The 22,728-nt window shown below is 40.8% G+C and carries 22 protein-coding genes, 1 tRNA gene and 6 pseudogenes; 17 read left to right on the top strand and 12 right to left on the bottom strand.

Annotated elements, in window-relative coordinates; translation table 11 throughout:
- Positions 1-81: 81 nt before the first annotated feature.
- Together H0913_RS16780 and ampH are read right to left on the bottom strand one after the other, a co-directional pair.
- Positions 82-582, bottom strand: coding sequence for a hypothetical protein (locus H0913_RS16780; RefSeq protein ID WP_181477655.1), 501 nt, complete (start codon positions 580-582; stop codon positions 82-84).
- A 222-nt stretch (positions 583-804) separates the two neighbouring features.
- Positions 805-2,031, bottom strand: a complete 1,227-nt coding sequence (gene ampH, locus H0913_RS16775; RefSeq protein WP_036949160.1) for a D-alanyl-D-alanine-carboxypeptidase/endopeptidase AmpH — start codon at positions 2,029-2,031, stop codon at positions 805-807.
- A gap of 419 nt (positions 2,032-2,450) precedes the next feature.
- Here ampH and H0913_RS16770 point away from each other — a divergent pair.
- The 4 genes from H0913_RS16770 (at position 2,451) to H0913_RS16755 (ending at position 5,570) form a co-directional block, all read left to right on the top strand.
- A tRNA-Leu gene (locus H0913_RS16770) sits at positions 2,451-2,535 on the top strand.
- A 317-nt stretch (positions 2,536-2,852) separates the two neighbouring features.
- Positions 2,853-4,121: a tyrosine-type recombinase/integrase gene (locus H0913_RS16765; RefSeq protein ID WP_181477654.1), complete on the top strand. Its 1,269-nt coding sequence runs from the start codon at positions 2,853-2,855 to the stop codon at positions 4,119-4,121.
- Between the two features lie 255 nt (positions 4,122-4,376).
- Positions 4,377-4,661 (top strand): hypothetical protein, encoded by a 285-nt coding sequence (locus tag H0913_RS16760; RefSeq protein ID WP_008913927.1) that lies wholly within the window; start codon positions 4,377-4,379, stop codon positions 4,659-4,661.
- A 324-nt stretch (positions 4,662-4,985) separates the two neighbouring features.
- A complete protein-coding gene (locus tag H0913_RS16755) occupies positions 4,986-5,570 on the top strand; it encodes an antirestriction protein ArdA (protein ID WP_181477653.1) in 585 nt (194 codons plus the stop codon).
- Between the two features lie 466 nt (positions 5,571-6,036).
- Here H0913_RS16755 and H0913_RS16750 read toward each other — a convergent pair.
- Positions 6,037-6,262 (bottom strand): annotated as a pseudogene (locus H0913_RS16750) (transposase); the annotation flags it as partial.
- Between the two features lie 94 nt (positions 6,263-6,356).
- On the opposite strand from H0913_RS16750, the pseudogene H0913_RS18700 reads away from it, so the two are divergent.
- Positions 6,357-6,509: pseudogene (locus H0913_RS18700) on the top strand (IS3 family transposase); the annotation flags it as partial.
- Positions 6,510-6,513: 4 nt separating this feature from the next.
- On the opposite strand, the pseudogene H0913_RS16745 reads toward H0913_RS18700, so the two are convergent.
- The 3 genes and pseudogenes from H0913_RS16745 to H0913_RS16735 all read right to left on the bottom strand — a co-directional run.
- Positions 6,514-6,840: pseudogene (locus H0913_RS16745) on the bottom strand (IS1-like element transposase); the annotation flags it as partial.
- A gap of 302 nt (positions 6,841-7,142) precedes the next feature.
- On the bottom strand, positions 7,143-7,796 hold the full coding sequence (locus tag H0913_RS16740) for a hypothetical protein (protein ID WP_181477652.1): 654 nt from the start codon (positions 7,794-7,796) through the stop codon (positions 7,143-7,145).
- A gap of 178 nt (positions 7,797-7,974) precedes the next feature.
- Positions 7,975-8,211: a helix-turn-helix domain-containing protein gene (locus tag H0913_RS16735; protein WP_181477651.1), complete on the bottom strand. Its 237-nt coding sequence runs from the start codon at positions 8,209-8,211 to the stop codon at positions 7,975-7,977.
- A 189-nt stretch (positions 8,212-8,400) separates the two neighbouring features.
- On the opposite strand from H0913_RS16735, the pseudogene H0913_RS16730 reads away from it, so the two are divergent.
- Positions 8,401-8,852, top strand: a pseudogene (locus tag H0913_RS16730) (type B chloramphenicol O-acetyltransferase); the annotation flags it as partial.
- 65 nt (positions 8,853-8,917) lie between these two features.
- Positions 8,918-10,068 (top strand): IS3 family transposase gene (locus H0913_RS16725; RefSeq protein WP_181477649.1). Its coding sequence is split into 2 segments (ribosomal slippage): positions 8,918-9,194 and positions 9,194-10,068, totalling 1,152 coding nucleotides; the frame shifts between segments, so codons are not numbered across the junction.
- Positions 10,069-10,151: 83 nt separating this feature from the next.
- On the opposite strand, the gene H0913_RS16720 is transcribed toward H0913_RS16725, so the two are convergent.
- Entirely contained in the window at positions 10,152-10,781 is a 630-nt protein-coding gene (locus H0913_RS16720) for a recombinase family protein (RefSeq protein ID WP_181477648.1), read from the bottom strand.
- Positions 10,782-11,233: 452 nt separating this feature from the next.
- On the opposite strand from H0913_RS16720, the gene umuD reads away from it, so the two are divergent.
- Together umuD and umuC are read left to right on the top strand one after the other, a co-directional pair.
- Complete coding sequence (gene umuD, locus H0913_RS16715) at positions 11,234-11,617, top strand: translesion error-prone DNA polymerase V autoproteolytic subunit (RefSeq protein ID WP_181477647.1); 384 nt, start codon at positions 11,234-11,236, stop codon at positions 11,615-11,617.
- A 5-nt stretch (positions 11,618-11,622) separates the two neighbouring features.
- Positions 11,623-12,893 (top strand): annotated as a pseudogene (gene umuC, locus H0913_RS16710) (translesion error-prone DNA polymerase V subunit UmuC).
- A gap of 135 nt (positions 12,894-13,028) precedes the next feature.
- On the opposite strand, the gene H0913_RS18945 reads toward umuC, so the two are convergent.
- The 4 genes from H0913_RS18945 to H0913_RS16690 form a co-directional block, all read right to left on the bottom strand.
- Positions 13,029-13,214 (bottom strand): hypothetical protein, encoded by a 186-nt coding sequence (locus tag H0913_RS18945; protein WP_181477646.1) that lies wholly within the window; start codon positions 13,212-13,214, stop codon positions 13,029-13,031.
- Between the two features lie 602 nt (positions 13,215-13,816).
- Complete coding sequence (locus H0913_RS16700) at positions 13,817-14,209, bottom strand: hypothetical protein (RefSeq protein WP_336431452.1); 393 nt, start codon at positions 14,207-14,209, stop codon at positions 13,817-13,819.
- A gap of 192 nt (positions 14,210-14,401) precedes the next feature.
- On the bottom strand, positions 14,402-14,611 hold the full coding sequence (locus H0913_RS16695) for a helix-turn-helix transcriptional regulator (protein ID WP_166185675.1): 210 nt from the start codon (positions 14,609-14,611) through the stop codon (positions 14,402-14,404).
- A 105-nt stretch (positions 14,612-14,716) separates the two neighbouring features.
- A complete protein-coding gene (locus tag H0913_RS16690) occupies positions 14,717-15,304 on the bottom strand; it encodes an inovirus Gp2 family protein (protein ID WP_181477644.1) in 588 nt (195 codons plus the stop codon).
- 442 nt (positions 15,305-15,746) lie between these two features.
- Here H0913_RS16690 and H0913_RS16685 point away from each other — a divergent pair, with 442 nt between their 5' ends.
- The 8 genes and pseudogenes from H0913_RS16685 to H0913_RS16650 all read left to right on the top strand — a co-directional run bounded on the left by H0913_RS16685 (position 15,747) and on the right by H0913_RS16650 (position 21,354).
- The gene (locus tag H0913_RS16685; protein WP_181477643.1) at positions 15,747-16,685 is read left to right on the top strand and encodes a hypothetical protein; all 939 of its coding nucleotides are present in this window, start codon (positions 15,747-15,749) and stop codon (positions 16,683-16,685) included.
- A gap of 56 nt (positions 16,686-16,741) precedes the next feature.
- Positions 16,742-17,614, top strand: a complete 873-nt coding sequence (locus H0913_RS16680; protein WP_181477642.1) for a GTPase family protein — start codon at positions 16,742-16,744, stop codon at positions 17,612-17,614.
- A gap of 91 nt (positions 17,615-17,705) precedes the next feature.
- Positions 17,706-18,132 (top strand): annotated as a pseudogene (locus H0913_RS16675) (antirestriction protein).
- Positions 18,133-18,191: 59 nt separating this feature from the next.
- Positions 18,192-19,028 carry a DUF932 domain-containing protein gene (locus tag H0913_RS16670; protein WP_181477641.1) on the top strand — a complete coding sequence of 279 codons (837 nt, stop codon included), beginning with the start codon at positions 18,192-18,194 and terminating at the stop codon, positions 19,026-19,028.
- 212 nt (positions 19,029-19,240) lie between these two features.
- Entirely contained in the window at positions 19,241-19,948 is a 708-nt protein-coding gene (locus H0913_RS18940; RefSeq protein ID WP_181477640.1) for a helix-turn-helix transcriptional regulator, read from the top strand.
- Positions 19,945-20,160, top strand: coding sequence for a hypothetical protein (locus H0913_RS16660; RefSeq protein WP_232368802.1), 216 nt, complete (start codon positions 19,945-19,947; stop codon positions 20,158-20,160). The genes H0913_RS18940 and H0913_RS16660 overlap by 4 nt, the downstream gene beginning before the upstream one ends.
- 90 nt (positions 20,161-20,250) lie before the next feature.
- A complete protein-coding gene (locus tag H0913_RS16655; protein WP_181477639.1) occupies positions 20,251-20,823 on the top strand; it encodes a hypothetical protein in 573 nt (190 codons plus the stop codon).
- 81 nt (positions 20,824-20,904) lie between these two features.
- Positions 20,905-21,354, top strand: coding sequence for an IrmA family protein (locus H0913_RS16650; protein WP_181477638.1), 450 nt, complete (start codon positions 20,905-20,907; stop codon positions 21,352-21,354).
- A gap of 291 nt (positions 21,355-21,645) precedes the next feature.
- Here H0913_RS16650 and H0913_RS16645 read toward each other — a convergent pair whose 3' ends face one another.
- A complete protein-coding gene (locus H0913_RS16645; protein WP_181477637.1) occupies positions 21,646-22,518 on the bottom strand; it encodes a phosphorothioated DNA-binding restriction endonuclease in 873 nt (290 codons plus the stop codon).
- Positions 22,519-22,728 lie beyond the last annotated feature (210 nt).

The following is a 22,728-nucleotide window of genomic DNA, read 5'->3' as shown; positions in this document are numbered from 1 at the left end:
AAATTGAAAAAAGGCTGTAGAATCGAATGATTTTACAGCCTTTTTTATTGTCGACGGCAAGTCTCCATACCAAGACCATACTCACTTTATGCTGAGGATAAAATTACCGAAATTACTCAGCATCGATTGAATTTTTCCTTGTGGCTTAAATAATACATGCTGGATACTTTTTTGTTCCGTCTGAGAGGTATATTCACCGATAATGCCAATCACGTTTTTTCCACTTTTGTTAGCAATCTGCTGGGCATAAGAGAACGAACCGCCATTTGCACTGTATGATTTTTCAATCCTATAAGCATTTTTCCAGGTCGCTTGAATGAATGATTGCTTTGCTTCGTTCATGGTATCTGCGAATAGTTTTTTATACTCAGCGGTTGCTTCAATGTTCGGATCATCCGCTTTCTCATTAACCAGCCTTAAAAGATCGATTTCGACATAGTCTGGTTTTTTAGGTTGTGGAAAGGCAGCTTGATGATTAAATACATTTCTGAGTTGCTTTACTAATTCAGAAGCTGTGGCCGTTCCTGATTTTACGGAGCTGGGGCGTAATATGTTGTGGATGGAAAATGGGATAATTTTCATCTTAGTTCCTTCGCTAATTATGAGTAAGAAGGCCTAAGAGTAGCTAAAGGTCACACTAAAATATTGCATAAAAAGCAGCCGTCTATCAGAAAGAGCGGCAGAATAAAAAACTGCCTGAAGGGCTCAGGCAGTTGTCACGATAAATGTCACCAAGCGCACAAATCCGCGTTTTAGGGTAGGGGTATAACTCGCCAGTGCATTAATTGCGTCGGCGGTACCCTTTCAATTTTTCCCATACGCATGGTTAGATGATAACGAAGCAACCATATCATTCACACCGGCGGTTAACTTACTGAACTTACTGCCATCTTTACGGGTCATCACCACGAATACCGCAATATTTTGCTGTGGGATCATCGCCATATAGGTATTAAATCCGCCGCCGCCTCCGGTTTTCTGGTAGATCCCCGGAATGCCGTTTTTAGGCTTCATATAAACCCAGCCAAGACCTAGACCATCAGCATAACCTGCCACGTCCATCCCTTTGGCATCTAACAGCTTTTCACGCGGGAAGAAAATGCCTTGCTCGCGGGCTGCGGTCGCTTTACGTAGGTTATTATCCGTGGATAAAAATTGCTGCATCCACTTTTGCATATCTGCCGGTGTGGAATACACACCACCGCTTCCTGCTGCCGCAAGGGTGTTATGGCAAGGACTTGGCTTGGTGCCTTCCATTAATCGGGCGCATTGACCTTTGCTTGGGGTATAGGTGGTATCCGTCATTTTTGCCGGAGATGTCACGTATTTGCTGAACAATTGCGGGTATGACTGCCCTGTAGCTTTGACCATCGCATCGGCGAGTAAATCATAGGCGAGGTTGGAATAAGCCGCTTCAGTGCCCGGTGTAAAGTCGAGTTTACCGGTTTTCAGCCATGTCCAACGGTTCTCTTGGGTTGGCCAGATAAAGACAGGGCGACCCCATTTTCCACCCGGTTGTTCGCGAGGTAACCCACTGGTATGGCTCGCTAAATGATACAGTCGGATAGGTTGCCCGCTGTTGTTATCTGGAACTGTGACGCCGTTGTAGCTGTATTGCTGTAGCGGGTCGGTGATCGCTAATTTTTTATCTTGCTCCAGCTTAATTAAGATTTCGCTGGTCATTAATTTGCTAACAGAAGCAATGCGGATCAGGGAGTTAGGGCCCGGTTTTTGTCCATTACCCGGCGCGGTTTCACCATAATAGCGAGCGAGGGTTTGGTTGTTATCAATAACGATAATGGCCATGCCTCGGGCATCGCTTTCGTTATAAATTCGATTCGCATACATATCGACGATTTTGGTGACACGCTCGTAAGTTCTTCTATCGCCTTCGAATATTTGCCACTCGGAGTTACCTGCAAGCATGCCACTTTGTGAGCTTTGCGAGGTTTTTTCTGTCGTTGAGGAACAGGCCATCAATGCCGCAGAGAGTGCGGATACCGACAAAATTTTAAGAAATGTTTTCTTCATGTTTGAAGCCAGCCGATATGATTGTTTATAAAAGGCTTTTCAGCCAATATTTATTTTTTCTTTGAGAAAATTTTCATGACGACACCAATTAAGATGCCAATAACCAGACCAGTGGCTATCCATCCAACAAAGCCCATAAAATATGCCTTTATAATTTTACATAAGAGTGCGGATAAACTAACAAAAATTATGCTTTGTCGCCAGTCACCCAAGGGTTAAGACAATGAAAATACTCTTAGGAAAATTAGCATAGATATTCAAATGTTGTTGAACATAACAGGGGATATTAGGCTTTTTATGGAAAGATTTTTTCAGGTGCTTTTTTTTTAATCGAACAATCTGATTGTTCAAGATAAATGTTGCCAGTCGGCATCAGGCAAGTATAATGGCACCGTTTTCCAAGAAACACATCACTTCGTGCCGGAGTGGCGGAATTGGTAGACGCAGTTGATTCAAAATCAACCGCCTTCGGGTGTGCCGGTTCGAGTCCGGCCTTCGGCACCATAAGAACATCAAGAGACGTCAACCGACGTCTTTTTTTGTATCTGGAATCCAGTGTTTGCAAGGCTTTCCCCGCGTTTTCAGTCAATGCATGTCAACTTAACTCAACCCACATCAACCTCCGAGTGAGTATACATCTGAGTATATACACGGCTTCGATAATGAATGTATACTCATTTTGTCTCAAATTACTGATGTTAGAGCAATGCAGGCGCAGCCTGTGGCGTAGGCACATAGTTGGTTATGCAGCTCGAAATCATCGACAGTAATCTGAGATATCTCGTTTATATACTCACTATGGGGTGAAGAGGACAAATAATATGGCATTAACCGATACGAAAGTTCGAGCAGCTAAACCAGACGAGAAAGCTTATACACTGACAGACAGTGATGGCTTGTTTCTTTATATTCACCCCAATGGCTCTAAATATTGGCGCTTCCGTTTTCGCTTTGGTGGTAAACAACATTTGATGGCTTTCGGTGTATACCCTGAAATCTCTTTAGCGGATGCAAGAGAAAGAAGGGACGCTGCCAGAAAGCAAGTTGCTTTAGGTATCGATCCTCGTGAGCTCAAGAAAGAATTAAAGGAAGAGCAGCAAAAAGAGTTCAATACCTTTGAGAAGGTTGCTCGAGATTGGCATGCGACGAATAAAAAGTGGTCTGAAGGACATAGCCATCGGGTTCTGAAAAGCCTTGAAGATAATATCTTTGCTGCTATTGGTAAACGTAATATTGCTGAACTGAAAACCCGCGATCTACTTGAACCAATTAAAGCCGTAGAGATGTCTGGACGTCTTGAGGTGGCGGCGCGTTTACAACAACGTGTAACAGGCATCATGCGCTATGCCATACAAAGCGGTTTAATTGACTATAACCCAGCGCAAGATATGGCAGGTGCTGTTGCTACAGGTAAACGAGTGCATAGAGCGGCATTAGAGCTTAAACGCCTACCTGAGTTCTTACAACGCATTGACGATTATAAAGGAAGACCTTTAACTAAACTTGCCGTCAAACTTACCTTATTAGTCTTCATTCGTTCCAGTGAACTGCGCTTTGCTCGTTGGGATGAAATCGATTTTGAAAATGCTATGTGGACGATCCCCGCTGAACGTGAAGCGATAGAAGGGGTTAAACACTCACATCGCGGATCAAAAATGCGTACTACTCACTTAGTACCTTTAAGCCGACAAGCCATTGAGATCTTAAAACAGATCTATCAATTTAGCGGTAATCACGAACTGATCTTTATTGGCGATCATAATCCAAGAAAACCAATGAGTGAAAACACAGTGAATAATGCATTACGTGTGATGGGCTATGATACGAAGACTGAAATTTGTGGACACGGTTTTAGAACGATGGCGTGTAGTTCATTAGTTGAATCAGGTTTATGGTCGAAGGATGCAGTAGAAAGGCAAATGAGCCACCAAGAACGTAACTCAGTGAGGGCTGCTTATATTCATAAGGCAGAACATATAGATCAACGCCGATTAATGGTGCAATGGTGGGCGGATTATTTGGATGCTAATCGGGAACAAACGATTTCGCCATTCGACTTTGCAAAGTTGAATAATCCAATGAATCACTAAAACTTTAGCCATGTCATATAGGAGATCCATTTTCAATACGAGGAGTCGAATACTACGGTAGTATGCCGACTATATCGATTCATTGAGAAATGGTGGCAATATTGTTCATGGGAATTTTCATCGTCAAAACGCATGATAACTAACCACGATTTATCGTAATACATCTCATTCAATAAAGAAGCTTTATCACTGAAAGCCTCTGTCCTCACGGACAGGGGCTTTTTTGCTTTTAAATCAACCTAAAAGGAAATTATCATGGAAAATTACATTCGTTGCCCGGCCTGCGATTCAACTCGCATTCGTGAACGTCATATCGGGAAAAAGACAGGAGCTGTTGCTGGTGGCGTATCAGGCGCACTAGCTGGAGCGTCTATCGGCTCTGCTGTTCCTGTTGTAGGGACGATTGCTGGTGCTGCGGTAGGCGCTCTATTTGGACGTTTAGTCGCTGGAGCTACTGCTGGGGCTGTGAGTGGTTCAGCTTTAGATGGCGTGGTATTTGATCGTTATGAATGTATCGAGTGTGAATACACGTTTGATTGATAGCCATAAGTTAACGGAAACCCCTGATGGGGTTTCATCTCTTAGGAGTCTGTGAGTCTGAACTGACCCTAGTTTATTGGACAGGGGCTTTTTCGTTTTAACCCGCGCAAATTGAGATCATGATAGAAAGCATAACATGTTATCGGGATTGTAAGGCAACTCATTATCCTGCTCTAAACCGTCATTAATCATTTTTAAAGCGAGTTGCCTGTTTTTCAGCTGATTGGCTTTTTATATCAATATCATCTTCTAAAGGGAAATAGCTCCCTTTATCAAAATATCGCCATTAATTAGATCACAATACATCAATAATAGGACACGAATATGCGTATAACTGCGACGGCTTCCCCATGCCGAAAATCGGGGATGATTTCTGTTTTTATTACGAATTTAGGTAAATATAACGAAGGAGAGCTGGTTGGTGAGTGGCTTGAGCTTCCGGCAACCTCAAAAGAGATCGAACACTGTTTAATGCGGATTGGCATTGATGGCATTCACTATGAAGAGTATTTTTTGACCGACTATGAATCCTCCATTGATGGCCTTTCTTCTTACATTTCAGAATATAGCCTTTTAGATGAGTTGAACGAGTTAGCCTCGCGATTAGCCATGTTATCGCCAGATGAAATTGACCTTTATCAGGCGGCAATTGAAATCGGTTCTTCAACGAGTTCAATCCATGATTTAATTCATTTAGCGGATAATTTAGATTCTTTCCAGCAATTATCGGGGGTCAATAATGAATATGATTTAGGTTATTACTGGATAGAAGAAAGTGGTTGTTATGATTTAGCCCAACTGGGTCATTTATCCCATTACTTTGACTATGAACGCTATGGACGTGATGTTTGCCTTGAACAAGGCGGAATTTTTCACAGTGGAGGCTATGTTTATCATACGAGTGGGTAGATAGGATAACAATATGAGAGTCAATCCGCTTTCATCCCTTAAGGCGGAAAATAAAGAATGTCGTGGTACCCCAATAACATCCATAAGCTAGAGTACCAATCAAACTAAACTCTATTTTAAGCCATCTTTACGGATATCCGTAAAGATGGCTATTATGGTATTCTTTTTTTATTTAATTCAAACCATTAAATGGATACTTATTTTCCTGTGATGACAAATGCACTAGTAGAAGCTAGAAGCAAGATAGCCACATGTTGGCTTTCAACATAACATCCTGTGCATCATACTCCTTGGCGTAAGTAGAATGGACGAGTGTTAATCAGGAATAGTAAGCGGTACGACTGATACCAACCACATGACAGCACTTCACTACGCTTGCGTTATACTGCACCTGTAACTCGTGTGCCCAGACTTTCCGTTCTGCCACAGGCGCTAGAGCTTTTTTATGATGTCTGCTGCATCTGTGACTTGAGGCTCAACTCAGCATACATCTGCTTAATTCGACGGTTCTCTTCTTCAAGCTCTTTCAAGCGGCGCATATCAGACGCTTCCATACCGCCGTATTTTTCGCGCCATTTATAAAACGTTGAATTACTGATGCCGTACTTACGACAAATATCTTTCACCGGCATACCCGCTTCGGCTTCTTTTAAAATCGCCACAATCTGGCTTTCAGTCATGCGTTTGCTCATCGTAAAACCCCTTTGTTTTAGTTTAAAAGAAATTCTACGAGTGAGCTGTATTATTTTTACGGGATAGTTACATCAGTATTTTCGATTCATAATAAAAAGCCTGAAAGAAGCAGAACACGGAATTATTCGTTACATTACAGTCTATTACAGCAACGTCAGGCCTCACTGGTATAACGGAGGGTTGACCCCAAATGAATCAGAGCGGCTGTTCTACATACAGTCTAATGACGTGGCCAATATTAGTTGACCACTTCAACCTCACAAAGGAGTTCAATGTGCAAATTATCAAGTGGTAAAGACGTTACCTGCCTCGGCGAGAGTTTTTTAAAGTACGAACAACGGCATTAATGCTGATATGAAGGTCTATTGCAGTATCACGAATACCGGCATTATTCATCGTAAGGTCGATAATTTTATCTTTGGTACCGGGTTGGCAGGCATGATATTCATAATCGAGTTGGAGGCTTCTACAGCAGTCTTGGCAACGGTAACGTTGATGAGCTGTACTCCCTAACCCATGTTTTTTTCACTGCGGGAGTTTGTTGACAAAATGAGCAATTCACATCGACTTTGGCTATGAATCTTCTCCAATAAATTACCCTATATTACAGGTTATTCACCGAATTGAATACATGACCGAATTTTTTAGATATTTTGTATTTAATGTACTACAACAGTAAAAAAACAGCCGTAGAATCAAAGGTGAAAAAAACGAAGATATAGAGGCGATATATAAAAAAATTGCAGCTGATTCTGACTATGATAAAAAAACTTGGTGGGATGATAAGTCAGAATAACCCACAAAAAAAGCCCTGAAATTCAGGACTTCATAATACTTATCATTAAGCAAGCACATTGATGCCTTTTGGGTTGGCAATTACTAAGCTTTATTCGATGAGGGAAAAATACCGAAGTTGAATCTTTCTCTCACAAGAAAGTAAGTCGAAGCAGTGATAAACGACAATATCAATGAAAGAACGATAATCAACGACTTATATTTTTGATTGACGCTTTCGGTAACTGTTACCAGCTTGTCATTTTTAGACAGCCCGTTTTTGGTCATTAGCAAGATACGCGAATACAAATCCGAGTTTATGCTCGCCCCTTTTGATTCTTCAACCAATAGTTGATTGTATCTTTTGTAATCGTTAACTATCCAATCAGAGACATTCTTAGATAACGTGTTTATTTTATCCCTAGAAAGTTGACTATCTTGAATATCGCCACCCCATGAAAAGGTGACAATATTTTCTTTGTCATTCACTTTCATGCTTAACCCAGAAATATCACTGTTAATTTCTGAGAAAATCAATTTTGCCTTACAAGAGAAACTATTATTACAGTCAACAATTAAACCCGGTGATTCTTTGTTGATGGATAGGGAGTAATCTATTTTGACTTTATCTCTCATCACCCACACAAATAAGGCTGATAACAACCCAACAACAACTGTAATTGTTATGATGAGAACCAATTTGCTTTTTAAGATTAACAGTATTTCCAAAAAATCTATTTCGTCATTGCTGTTATTCATGCAACTAACTCCGAGATGAAAAAGTAACCGATCGGGAATATAAATAATAATATTATTATCATCAAAAACTTAGCGCCTATTGTGTATCTCATTTTCTCTGCTCTACCTGAATAGAAAATATTAAATCGAGTGAACATCCCGCTGATAATCTGAAAACAAATATCAGCCGAACCAATATTCAAAGATGATCTTTTTCTGACGGAAATAGAGTAACCATTAACTCTTTTGGCGATATATCAAACACCTCGCAATAACGAAGTATTGTTTCAATTGAAAGACAGCATCTCCCTCTTTCATATCGGGATATTTGTTGTTGGCTGACGCTCATTTTTTTCGCAACTTCTATTCCCGTCAATGATTTAGAAATACGTTTACTCCTAAAAAACTCACCTAATACAGCATTAATATTTTTCATATCATTTAAACCTATCTATATGACATTAAATGTTTTATGTATATTTTAAATTACCAAGGTTATTTTTGGTTGTGACTTTCAGTCTGTATGATAGCATAGTACACATTTTAGGTGTACCATTAATTGCAAATAAGGTGTATCAACTCGGACTATTCCAACCCAATAACCGCTTAAAAATGGCAACCCGCAATGATCTCTAACAAAACAAATAATTTTTTTGAAAGCCATTTTAAGGGGATCCCTTTAGACAAACAATAACCAATAAAAATATCATCGTTGGTCGATACAGTTATTACTCCGGTTACTACCACGCCCATGACTTCAATGATTGTGTTCGCTATCTGATGCCTGATACCGAAGTGGATAAATTAATCATAGTCAGTTTTTGCTCTATTGGATCGTGGGCTTCTTTTATCATGGCGGGAAACCAAGGTCATCGGCATGATTGGGTAAGCACATTCCCTTTTAACTGGCTAGAGGGTTATCCTGAGTTTGAATCTGCGAATAATGTTTACATCCCCTCTGGAGATACTGTCATCGGCAAGGATGTTTGGATAGTTACGGAATCGATGATAATGCTGGGTGTACATATCGGTGATGGTGCAATCATTGGTACTAGGACACTTATCACACACGATGTTCTGATCTGCTTTAATCAAACAGGATACTTTAATAATGGAATATAATCCAATTATTGAGGTGTTAAATGAAAAAACGAACAAATAGATTTTATACCGCTGAGTTTAAGCAAGAGGCGATCGCATTAGTCACCGAGCAAGGTTATAGCTTGCCAAAAGCGGCAGCTTCTTTAGGAATTACCGATAAATTACTTTATAACTGGAAAGCAAAATTCGACGCTGAGCAATCTGGTAGCAGCATGAATTCCGATGAGAGAGCTGAGTTATTAAGACTTCGAAAGGAAGATAAAGAACTTAGGATTGAGAAAGAGATCTTAAAAAAAGCCGGCGCTCTCCTGCTAAAGGAAACCAAGTAGCGTTTAAAACGATTAAGCAATTATCTTCACAGTTTCCTGTGCTGAAGCTCTGCAAGTTAATGAAAATAAGTCGTTCTGCCTACTATGCGTGGCTTAAACGCCCAGCAAAATTGATTACCGCAGAACAACTTAGTCTGTACCGTAGAGCCAAATCCATCTTTGAACATAGTCGAAATAGCTTAGGTTACAGAACGTTACGTAAACGGTTATGCAAAGATGGCTTTAGCGTAAGAGCTTATGGCGTTCAGAAGCTAATGGCTCAGCTTGTCCTAGTTGTCACTCAGCGCGTTGCTTACAAAGTCACCACAAAACGCAAACACAGTGATGCCGTAGCCGATAATTTGCTCAATCAAAATTTTAATCCTCACGCACCTAACGAAGTGTGGGCGGGTGATGTGATCTATATAAAAACAGGGGAAGGCTGGATGTATTTAGCCATCGTGATGGGCTTATACTCACGCCGTATTGTGGGTTGGCACATCGATAAACGAATGACGGCAGATTTAGTCATTAAAGCCTTGATGAAAGCGTATAACTTACGCCAGCCCGAAAAAGGCTTAGTCTTTCATAGTGATAGAGGAGCACAATATACGAGTCAGTACTATCGTCACTTACTGACAAGTTATGGTATTCGAGCAAGTATGGGCGATGTTGGAGCTTGTTGGGATAACGCCGTTGTAGAACGATTTTTTGGCAGTTTAAAACACGATTGGGTACTGAAAATCTCACAGCCGACTCGGAAACAGATGAAAGAAGATGTTATCGCGTATATGCGCTATTACAACCTAGAAAGGCTTCATACTGCCAACGGTGAGCTATCCCCCATTGAGTATGAACAAAATTCTTTAAGAAAAGTGTCCTGATTTTGTTGCGCAGAACAGTGTCTAGTGAACAGAGTTTTTGGTCTGTAATATAACTGAAAGCCCAAAAACTCAAGTAGTTTAATTTATTTTGATGCTTTCATCGATTTTGACACTTTCGAAATCGTATGCCTTGAGCACCCTATCAAATTTTCTATCTGGCTATAGCTTTTCCCTTCCATCAGCAACCCTTTAATATTTTGGTGTAATATTTTGTTGATCGGACGACCTTTATATTTTCCTGCTTGTTTGGCTTTTTGCACACCTTGGGCTTGACGGCGACGCCTATCTTCGTAATCCTTTCTCGCCACCGCTGCCAGCATGTCTAACATCATACTGTTAAGGGCTGCAAGCATCCGTTCTGTAAATTCATCAGTGCTATTCATAAACTGGTAACTGGTTGGGAGATCTAAAGAAACAACTTTTAACCCTTTATGTCCAATGAGGTATTTTAATTTTTCCCAGTCATCGGTATTCAAGCGGCTGATTCTATCCACCTGTTCAACTAAAATAATATCACCAGGCATGGCTACATCGAGTAAGCGAAAGAGTTCTGGCCGGTGAAGTTGCGCGCCCGACTCATTCTCCTCAAACCAGCAGACAATTTTTAGCTCCCTCCCCTCAACAAATTTCAATAGTTCATTTTTTGCTCTAGAAGCATCCTGTTCATGTGTTGATGCGCGAAGGTATCCATAAATTCGTGTATTTGTATTCATCAGTGCACTATACATTGGTGTTGTGATGTTGGTGCATTATACATATGTTTTTCATACTTACTACACTTGAATTTACTTAGTGCAGTAAGGGTATACCTAAATCTAACTAGGAAAAATCAATCTTATCTATAAAATAGCTTAATAGCTTAATAGCTTAATAGCTTAATAGCTTAATAGCTTAATAGCTTAATAGCTTAATAGCTTAATAGCTTAATAGCTTAATAGCTTAATAGCTTAATAGCTTAATAGCTTAATAGCTTAATAGCTTAATAGCTTAATAGCTTAATAGCTTAATAGCTTAATAGCTTAATAGCTTAATAGCTTAATAGCTTAATAGCTTAATAGCTTAATAGCTTAATAGCTTGGAGCTAAATAAAAAAGATTTGGACATTTGTGTAGTGTAAAAATATACAGTATATTATTACTGTGTATTTTTACAGTATTGGTGCGCTATGCAAATCCCTATTTTTGAAAGTCAAATTGCTTGCGGTTTTCCCAGTCCCGCTCAAGATCACATCGAACGTCGCTTATCGCTCGATGCTGAACTTATTCGCTATCCTGAAAGCACCTATTTTCTTCGTGCTTCAGGGGATTCGATGAAGGATACGGGGATTTTTGACGGTGACTTATTAGTCGTTGAAAGTCACCTTACTGCCCGTCATGGGGAAATTGTAGTCGCCGAATACAATGGTGAATTCACCTGTAAGTACCTGCAAATCACACCGACTAAAGCGCTTATTCCCGCTAACAGCCAATTTCCCTCTATCCCCATCAATGACGATACGGACATGCAAATTTTCGGTGTCGTTCGTTATGCCGTGCATACCTGTCGGTGAAAGACATGTTTGCGCTTATCGATGTTAATTCTATGTACACCGCCTGTGAATCCGTTTTTCGGCCTGATTTAAAAGGAAAGCCGATTATTTGTCTCTCGAATAACGATGGCTGCGTCATTGCGCGTTCAGCTGAAGCGAAACCCTGTATTCGCATGGGAGTCCCTTATTTTGAAATTAAGTCGATAATCAAACAAAAGCAAGTGGTTGTATTTTCTTCAAATTATCCGCTTTATGTCGATTTTAGTAACCGGTTTATGGCGGTAGTCGCTCAAATTGTGCCTCAAATTGAGGTTTACAGTATTGATGAATGTTTTTGTAACCTGACCAGGCATGGATGCATTATATTCCTGGCATGAGCTTGGCCATAAATTAAAAGAGGATGTCTTCCGGTGTGCTCACTTGCCTGTCGGAGTGGGAATTTCCAGTACCAAAACGTTAGCTAAGTTGGCCAATCACGCCGCAAAAACATGGAAAAAAACAGGTGGCGTTGTCGATTTAAGTTCGCCCAGTCGTCAAAAAAAAACTCATGGCATTAGTGCCAGTCGGGGAAGTTTGGGGAATTGGCCGTAAACTGGCAAAGCGTTTAAATCAAAGTGGGATAGAAACTGCCTTGGATTTAAGTCGGCTGCCAACGTCCCAGGCACGTAAACTGTATTCCGTGGTTTTAGAGCGAACGGTGCGGGAGTTGAATGGGGAGTCCTGTCTCCAGCTGGAAGAAATCGCACCCGCCAAGCAACAAATTATTTGCTCTCGTTCGTTTGGTCATAAAGTCATGGACTACGAGTTAGTTCGCCAATCGGTGTGTGCGTTTGCTGAACGTGCAGCAGAAAAACTGCGTGAAGAAAAACAGTATTGTCGGTTAGTCACATTGTGGGTACAGAGTAGCCATTTTTCTCATCATGAGCCGCATTATTATCGACAAGAAACCCAAGCACTCATTTATCCCACCCAAGATACGCGCGAGATTATTCAGGCGGCCGTGACTTTATTTGACCGACTTTGGCTCCCCAATGTGAAATACAGTAAAAGTGGCATATTGCTCAGTGAATTTTCTCCTTCAGGGGAAGTGCAACTGAATTTGTTTGAGAATGGTCAGGTATTTCGCAAAAGTGGCGAATTAATGCGGACGATTGACCAAATAAATCATGGAAAAGGCGCTATCTGGTTTGCAGGCCAGGGAATACAATCGCAATCTGCCTTATGGAAAATGAAACAGCAATTTCTTTCGCCGCGTTGGACAACGCAATTTTCGGACATTCCTATCGTCAAATGCTAATCATCAGCTGATGTTTTTTAAGCACCTTTGATATTCATCCATTAATCAAGCTATTACCCTTATTACTAACAAGGTTATTTCAAGTTATCCACTGTTTTTGTGGATACGCCATTTTTGAGTTTAGGGGCAACGGCTTCACACTGGCATTGAGCCAGGCTTAAGCCGAACGCCGGATTGACCCCATTTACACACAGTTGGCGCAGGTTCCCCGTACACCCCCGTTCTCGCGCCTGTTTGGGGCGCGCTCACTGGCTCGCCAAATGTGGAAAATGGGGACAACCGGCTTGAAAGGTCAACCGCTGCGCCTTTTAACGTTTTCAACGTAGCGCAAAGGGCAGGGGGGCAGCTCCCTGCGGGACCGCCCCTGGTTCACTGCTTAGCTGCGCTAAGCGTTAATGGCGACTTGCCGTTCGCTTCTCTCGCTGCAAGTCGGGTGCTGCCCTCTTCATCACCTGTGTGATTAATCTTTCATCGAGCCCCTCCGCTTGGCCTAAAACATAGCCTCATCTCGTCATACAGCAAGCGTAAAGTGCACCTTTGAGTTCAGCAAATACGGTGCGTTTGAGCAGGACAGTAATAATGGGTCTGAAACCCGTTATGGCGAAGCGGAATATGACGGTATCGGGTATTACCATACGTCGGAGGATGGACGGGTTAATCTGCGTCAGGAAGTCGATCCCAGTAACAACAGTCCAATTGTCATTGCCTATGTTGTCGGCACCGACCACGCTACGGTCTACAGCAACTGCAAAGTGACGGCTGAAGAGGAGTAATGGGGGTGAATAACGCGCTCAGCGCCATTCTGAGCGTTTTATTCGGGCAGGGGATAAACTTGCACGGTGTCGCCACAATAAACGGCTATAAGGGCCATAGAGATCGTCATACAGCCCCTGACTAGCAGAGTGTTCAAAGCTAAGCGTGATTTAACGATGACGGGAAAGAGGACGACCTATCGGCTTATCATTCACATCAGGTAGACGGGAGATATGGTAAATCGGGTCAAAGGGTTTCTGCTCGGCTTTGGCTAAATAGTTCACCACGTAACGCATTGCCTTACGACCAGCATAATCATCAAAGTGTACCGGACGGCATATAGCGTATCGATAATCGCTTTTATCAGGACAGTGGTAGATATCCCCTTCTCCGTCAGTCACGGCTCTCCACAGGCGTTCTGTTACATCCTGAAAGCCCCACTTCTTACAATGCCGCTGACCATTGACGTAGATGGCTGCATGAGCATGTAATTTACCACCAGAGCTTTCTTCCAATACCCAGGCATAACCTATTACTCCGGGATATTCTGAGAGACGTAACATCAGGATACTCATATCCCGACTGAATTGATGTTCATCTTCGCAATGGGAACGGTCGGTATTATCAGACCAATGGAAGTCCGTCCGTATCATCAATATTTTGGAATACACTCAAATAACGCTGACTGGTGACGATGTAATTAATTCTGTAATTGAGTTGTAAAAAATCGCTGTAACTGACTAAATTAATAATACTTAACCTCTAGAAGCGGTGATACGTTCATTCAACCAGTGTTCAACCTCACTCTTTAACCAACGTGAGCTACGTCCTAACTTTATCGGTTTGGGGAATTCGCCCTCTTGGATTAATTTGTAAAACCATTTATCCGTCAAACCGGTTAGGCGAGTTATAAATTTCATATCAACGAATTGGTCATCTAGTAAGGGAATAGCTTGAGAACTCATTATTGAACTCCTGTCTTTAGCGTTAAAAGGCAGAAGGGATATCGATAAGTGTTTAGGGATATCTCTCTTCCAAAAGATATCCCCCTCATGTTTTTTATTGGTAGATTAACGGCTGCACCCAAAAGAACGCTCACCATCACCATAATATTTTGTATGTTCTTTGGCTAAGTAACGACAGTGCTGGTTTAATTCGAATATCGTGCTTTCAATATTGGGTTTATTATTATCCAGCCACGTTATGGCGTTATCTGGAATATGAATTAAATAACGCTCCGCAGGGTAGTTCACACCAATAGCACTACACCACGCTTGCTGTATTAATGCATAGAGCGTCCCTTCAGTTTTAACAAAATCGCCCAGCCCCCAATAAACATCTTTATTTAACAGCAAAAGAACATGATAGTGTTTTTTATTATTTATCTGACCGAACTCTCTGACCCAGACATAAGACAACGGGCATATATGGTTACGTTTCCATATTTTATTCTTACGTTTTAGGTCAGCATTTATTTTGGCTTTTAACGATTCAAAGAATCGAGTAATGACCCTCGAATCGTTAAAGTGAAATATATTTTCAGATGGGAAACGCAAGTCAACCCTAATAGCAGTAACACGATTGTGAATTAAAAGTGCTTTACGGATAGTGTGGTTTATCTTTTGAATGTAATGCTCATTGTAGGTGTAACTAGACATGATTAATACCTGTGGTTGGTTTTATTTCATATCTAGAATGGATGTTGTTAAAAACAGGCATTCATCATTTAACCAAGATGATGAATATATGAATATATGGATAGGTGAGTCAGTGACAGGGTAATGTTTAATCTTTTAGGTGTGGTTGTGATGCTGGTTATCTTTATTAAAATAATACTATACCAACACGATAAAGCCTTTCTTTATCTTATCATCAATGCCCGTGACAGCGCGTTTTTGAACCACAATAAGCAGCTTCTTTTTGAGGAGAGTCAACTCTGATATTAACTTATCTAAAGATTAGCCTTCACTCTAATAATAATTAGTGCAGTTATCGTGAGTTTTAGCACATAAATAGGGGGTTTCATGTAGTATAATGACACCTTAAACACTACGTAAAATACTATGTAAATATATGCAAAAAATACTACGTGGAGAATAAATGATAAATATAAATGTCAATGATAATTATTTGGAGTGCAGACAATATTATGCTGTTTTGTTCTATATGTTTTCAGAAAAAACACTGTCGCCTAATGAGCTTTATAAAATGATATCCGAAGCAAAGAATAAGAATGTGTGTACATTACTTAGTGAGTTAAATCAGCATGTCGGGAGTGGATTTAAAAATGTTGATTATTATCTCAGAACGATAGAGCAAAAGATTATCCCAATAGAACAATTATCTTTTTTAACGGATGAAAGAATATCATTTGTTATCTTAAACTTTCTCATGAAGTCGTATAATAAACATCTTATAGAAAATGATTACCCATCAATTATGACTGGCGTGTATAATTACTCTCCCTTGAACTTGAACCCTATCATGGGCAGGAATATCCCTTTTCATTATATTGTTTGTTTTTTAGACTTTTTAGTTTTGTTTATAAACCCTAAAGATTTTAATGATACAGTCTTTTGCATGAAAGATAAAGCTTCGTCTGTTTCTAAAGAGTACCCCGATCCTTTTTTATTTTTACCCAGAAAAAATGAAGCATTAAAATGGATAGCCGAGAGGATGATCCGCGCAAATATTGCTGCTGATGATGATGTTAATGTTCTTATTCAAAATGAAAAATGGAAATTGATTATTTCCTGTTTTGATTGTTGGGCTATTATTTCAAGCGTAGAAGCGGTCAAGCTTTTTCTATCTCAAACAAGAAAAGCTTGGAGCCAAAAAAAATATCGTGATGGTGTAAAAGATAAGGCTGTACTGAATACGTATATTTCCAAATCATCAATGTTAAAATTAAAAAAAATAGCCAAAAATCATAATAAAAATATTAACGAAATTATCGAGGCGATGATTGATCAAATTGATCTACCACGGGATTCCATTGAAGAGCTCATACTGTTAGTTAAAAAGAAAAATTTAAAATAATTTCAAATATATATTATCACCTTGAGTAATGATAATTTTATTTTCAAGGAGTTTGTATGAATCAACATATTGAACTGGAGAAGGCTCTCGCAGCCTTTCCCTTTTCATTTAAAACATCATTTTTTAACCAACTCAGTCAGCTCATCAATTACTCCCCCGCCATCGGTTTGATGGGTAAAACGGGTGCAGGAAAATCCAGCTTAATCAACGCACTATTCCAATCGTCATTATCACCTGTGAGTGATGTTTCAGGCTGCACACGCCAAGCCCAACGCTTCAGCATGACGATGAACAACCATACTCTCACTTTTGTAGATTTACCCGGCGTGGGGGAAAGTATCGAACGGGATAAAGAGTACCACCGCCTCTACCGTAATTTGTTACCAGAACTGGATTTAATCATCTGGGTACTCAAAGCCGATGATAGGGCATGGTCTTCTGATGAACAGTGTTATCGCTTTCTTACTGAGCAATGTGGCTACCAATCTGAACGATTTCTGTTTGTATTGAATCAGGCTGACAAAATAGAGCCCTGCCGCCAGTGGGATGAACACAACCACCAGCCATCCCTTGAACAAGTGGCTAACTTAGAATTGAAGCAGCAAGCCGTGATAACAGCATTCAAGCCGCACCACCCTGTGATGACAGTCTCTGCGGCAGAAGGTTTTCAACTCACTGAATTAGCTGAGCAATTAATACAGGCGTTACCGGCGCAAGCCAGTAGCGGAGTAGCTAGGCAACTGAACAACTCTTACCGGACGCAATCGGTGGAGAACGCCGCACGTAACGATTTTGGTCAATGTGTCAGTGATATTGTGGATACCTTAATCAATATCATTCCCTTGCCGCCATTGATAAGAAGTACGGTTAGCACCGTTAAAAACAGTATCGTATCCGTCGCTAAATCCCTGTGGAGAATGTTCTTTTAACCTCTTACATTACCCCATTAATTATCACTCTCAGCGTCAGTCCTTAACAGGATTGGCGCTTTTTTATTTCTTTTTCTTGGAGTATCAACTGATGAATAATTCAACTGAATGTGCAATTACAATGACACTCGTTCCCGATGAGCAACGCCTGGATTTTTGGCTCAATCACTTCGGAAGCGTGAAAGGCTGGACCACCTTTGAAGTGGTCATCTTTACCACTATGGGGCAGTTTTGTGATGACTATCAGGGGGGGGTATTGGGAATATTGCACTTTATCTAATGGCGGCGCTTTTATTTATCCCGATTTAAATCAAGAGGAGCTTACGCTATTCAACCCGCATAACGGCAATGAAGCGAACGTTAGCTGTGAAGCGGCAGGCATTGCCGTGTGTTTGATGATGTACAGTTTATGGTCATTTCAAACGGAAAGTGACACCCTCGTCGATCGTTTTTATCAATTGCGTGATTATGCGGCGCAACACCTAGAACGTTCCGCCATTTTCCATCTAATCGATTAACCACGTCCTTATTTACGCCTTCGTATTATCTATCTACTTTATTTTAAAGGAAATTCATTATGACTCGCTTAGCGTCCCGCTTTGGTGCAGCGAATAGCATTCGCCGTGACCGCCCGTTAACTCTCGAAGAGTTATTTCGCACCGTACCCAGTGTGTTCTCTGAAGAGAAACACGATTCTCGTAGCGAAAAGTACACGTATATTCCTACGATTACCTTACTCGATAGTTTACAGAAAGAAGGTTTTTATCCATTCTTTGCATGCCAAACTCGTGTGCGAGATGACAGCCGTCGTGATCATACTAAGCATATGTTACGGCTCCGACGTCATGACCAAATTACGGGTAGCCAAGTGCCTGAAATCATCTTACTTAATAGCCATGATGGTTCAAGCAGTTATCAAATGTTACCTGGCTTTTTTCGCTATGTTTGTCAAAATGGGCTGGTTTGTGGCGATACCTTTGGGGAGGTCAGAGTCCCCCACCGAGGTCATGTTGTCGATAATGTCATTGAAGGGGCTTATGAAGTATTAGGCACCTTCGATACCATCGCTGAAAAACGTGAGCAAATGCAGTCCTTACTATTACCGCCACCAGCACAGCAGGCCTTGGCGCATGCGGCTTTAACCTATCGCTTTGGTGAGGAACATCAACCAATAACTGAAGCTCAAGTCTTACAACCTCGCCGTTTTGAGGATAAGAAAGACGATCTTTGGACAGTGTACCAACGATTACAGGAAAATTTAATCAAGGGAGGATTATCAGGCAGGACTGCAAAAGGTAAACGCGCTCGTACTCGTTCAGTAAATGGGATTGATGGTGATATCAAACTCAATAAAGCCCTGTGGGTGATGGCGGATACCTTATTTAACCAACTTACCCCTCGCCAGCCCAACTAATTTTCCCGCCCTGACAGGTTGTGTCGCTACGCCTTACTTTCTTATCGTTCAAATAAAAGACATAACGTTATTTATCAATGAATTACTTATAGTGATTTTTCATTAAAATGCCTAATGAGAATTTTTCCCAACAGACATAACCTGTCAATCCCCTAAGTTAAACTCCCTCACACCTGTAATTTCTAACTGTCTGTTATTGAGAGCAATACGTTATGTTTCAGACCAACCGAAAATATGACCGCATGGCTGTGCGACTCTCTGCGCTGATTGCCCGCTTAATGGCAGGAGAAAGCCTTGTGCTCTCATGTTTAGCCCAAGAGTTCAACGTTTCTGAGCGCACGTTACAGCGCGATTTACGTGAACGCTTGGCTTATCTGGGTGTAGAAGGTCGGCAAGGTTGTTATCGCTTGCCCATCAATACGCTAAAAGCTTATCGAGACAAAGATATTCTTACCTTTGTGAAACAGATTGGAATGACTCGGCTGTTTCCGGGGTTAGATAGTCGCTTACTCGGGTTACTGTTAACCCAGCAGTCCCATGCACCTTGTTTGATTTGGCATCACGCCCATAAGATTTCGGCCTTTCATGCCGACCATTTCTATCAATTGGTGTATGCCATTACCAGTAAGCAATCTATTAGCATACTCACGCTTGAGCGTCGTTTTAATCCGCTACAACCCTATCAACTGATTTACCGTGAAGGCCAGTGGTATTTATTGGCGGAATATCATCAGCAAGTGCATGTCTTGTTGTTGGAGGATATTCAACAGGTTCAACCGCTCAATATACCTTTCACACCGAAACACACAGTGATGCAACTGTCACAACAAAACAGTTTTATTGCAGCATTACCGCATTTTCGATTGATATCACAATTACTTACCTCTCTTCCATCACACAAAGAAAGGAGCCGATCATGACGTTATTAACCCCACCAGCATCGCATCCCACACATTGCCCTCACTGTTCTTCTGAGCAAGACATCATTGCATGGGGTATGGGCTGGATGTGCCGTGATTGCAATTTTGAATGGGTAACACCCATTCAGAATCAAGACGCTATCCCCAATGAGATTAAAGAAAGCAATTTCACAGAAAAGAAATATTCAGTCATTCATGAGCTGACCACTTAATACGCCACACCAGAGAAAACTGAGCCCCCATTAAGGCGTGCTTATCTTGCGTCAATATTGACATATCTAAAATATTGAAAGGAATTTTAAATGAAAAAATATTTAGCCCTTATTACCTCTGCATCATTATGTCTTATCGCTTCACAAGCCTTTGCTGCCAGCAAGCCACCTAAAGATACGATTTGGGAATACAAAGGTGACGGCGGTAAAACGTTGTGGCAAGTGTGTGGCAGCCAAAACAGCACCTGCAAAATAGTGGGTTCAACCAAACATTATGTTGCCGTGCTGAACCGTAAATCCGCTTCGGGTTGTGCCTTCGGTGATTTTTATATCGTGGCAAGAACTGACGGCTTTTGGCAGCAGCGAGATACTGGCACGTGTAGCCCTAACGCTTACATCCAAAAAGGAACCATTAATAATGGTCAATACTCTACCGTCGATATTGGTGTTGGAGGAACGATTGTGGCTCAGTACCCTATCGGCTATTGGAGTCAGAAGAAAGAGTTCTCGGGTAAAAATCGCCCGCGTTGGAAAGAAAAGGATAGAATGCAAGGTGGATTACAAATTGATGCACAAGCTGTAGAACGGTATGAAAGAGCAACAAAATATGGTCATCTTTCCGATGCAGAGTACCAAAAAATCAAACAGAAAGAGAAAAAATAATTATCCGTTTTGGGCACAGTCGTGTGCCCTTGAATTTAGTACATCATTAAAATGATGGTAACGTCTAATAAGGAATTACTTATGAATAAAATCAATTTATTGGTTGCTGTTGGTGTTTTAGCTCTGAGCACATCAGTAATGGCGGAAGAACAACGCTATGCGAGTATTACGCATACCAGCTCAAACTTTATTAATCGAGGCTATTGTGGTTACTCATTTATCCTTGATAATGGCGGTAACCATATGGTGTTAGACCATGCTGAATTTGGTGCCCTTGAACTCACGCTGCGAATGAAAGATAGGCAAGGAAAAGTACTAGGTGATGAGGTGTTAGAAGTTGATCCGTTTGGTGATACCAGTGCATCTCGAGCCACATTTACTGGGTTAGAAATCCCTTGTGAGGATATCGCTGAATTCGAAGTGGTTAAAGCTGTAGAAGATCAGAATGGACGCAAGGTTGAGTTACCACTATCGATCTTTGAGGCCAATAATCCAGAGCTGGCTAAGATGAGTGTGGCAGGGAAAAAATAATTTATGTAACTTCAGATTTGATCTGAAGTTACTAGATGTTAGTTGCTTATCAAATTTTCAAACCTCAAACCTCAAACCACTAAGTATACATTTAAGTATACAAAAATTTTTATATTAATTTATATCAAATAAAAACAATGAATTGCCTATTAAAAGCGAGTCCGGCCTTCGCACCAAAACCAAACACTGAAATTAATCCCATCAACTTCACTAATTTCTCAACAAACTAAAATCCCCTATTATTTACAGCATTCCTCCACAGGAAAAACCATAAACAAAACCACCCAACCCTCATTGTTTAAAAACTTGCTCCCGATGCCAATTAATAAACTCATCACTAGGATATTCTGCAAGGTTTTTCGGTAGGTAAATTGACTTATTTGAAAATGCCCAAAATAATTGCTCGACCATCTGGCTGCCATTAACGCCGCTAGAAACCAGCAGTTTCATATTCTCGTCAATACTAATCGCGCCCATATCAAATGCGGAATGATGCAATGAACATAACGCAATACCATTATTTGTCGTACATGGCCCGCCAAACTGCTTCCATTTAATATGTGCAGCCTCTAAACCAACAACCGCGCTGTCATAGCGCAGGTTATAGCCGCATATTGCACATTGATAATTGTATGCCCGTAAAATGTTTTTTCTAAATGCAGGATCTCGGATTTTACGAATTTCTTGCAATGGGAAATCGAGGCGATTTGCAATGATATCCTGAACGTTTTCAGGAAAATGTTCGCTTAAAATTTGCTGCGCTAATTTATCAATTAAATTGGGTTTAGTCAGAAGGAGTTGATAGCTTTCTGGATTAAATCCACCCAATACATTTTGCTTGATAAGCTCATTTTTTGAGGGCTGTTTAGTCTTCTTTTGTAAAAGACATTTTTCGTGAGACTCTAAATCCCAAAATCCATCCCGCGCTAATCGCCAAAAGGGCATATTAGGGGAATGTTCTCGACGTGATGGGCCAAAATTCACCAGCAAATCTAATAGCGGCTGATGGATCTCTTTTCCATAGTTAAACAGCCGCTCATGTCCCTTTCGATACTCTGAAAGTGCCAATAGGAGCAATAATGGTTTATGAGGAGCCCTTTGATCGCCTTTGCGCCATGTCAGGATATTAGAGACTTTATCTTGCAGTATTTTTTGAGTACACATAGTGATTATTATTTGTCACATCATTTGCTTAGTATAATTTAATGTATAAATAATTCTATGATTATCAATATGCTGATTACTGATCCTTGCGATAAAAATATTCATTATAATCAAATGGATATATTATCAATTCATTCTGTTATATCACTCAATTTATCCTTTCAAACAAATCCCAAAATCCCCCCATTCCAACCGCACAAACTAAAGCGA

Source organism: Providencia rettgeri (assembly GCF_013702265.1).
In the GTDB taxonomy this organism is placed as follows: Bacteria; Pseudomonadota; Gammaproteobacteria; order Enterobacterales; family Enterobacteriaceae; genus Providencia; species Providencia zhijiangensis.
Note: the sequence above shows the minus strand (reverse complement) of the source record. Positions and strands in the feature narration are given on the sequence as shown.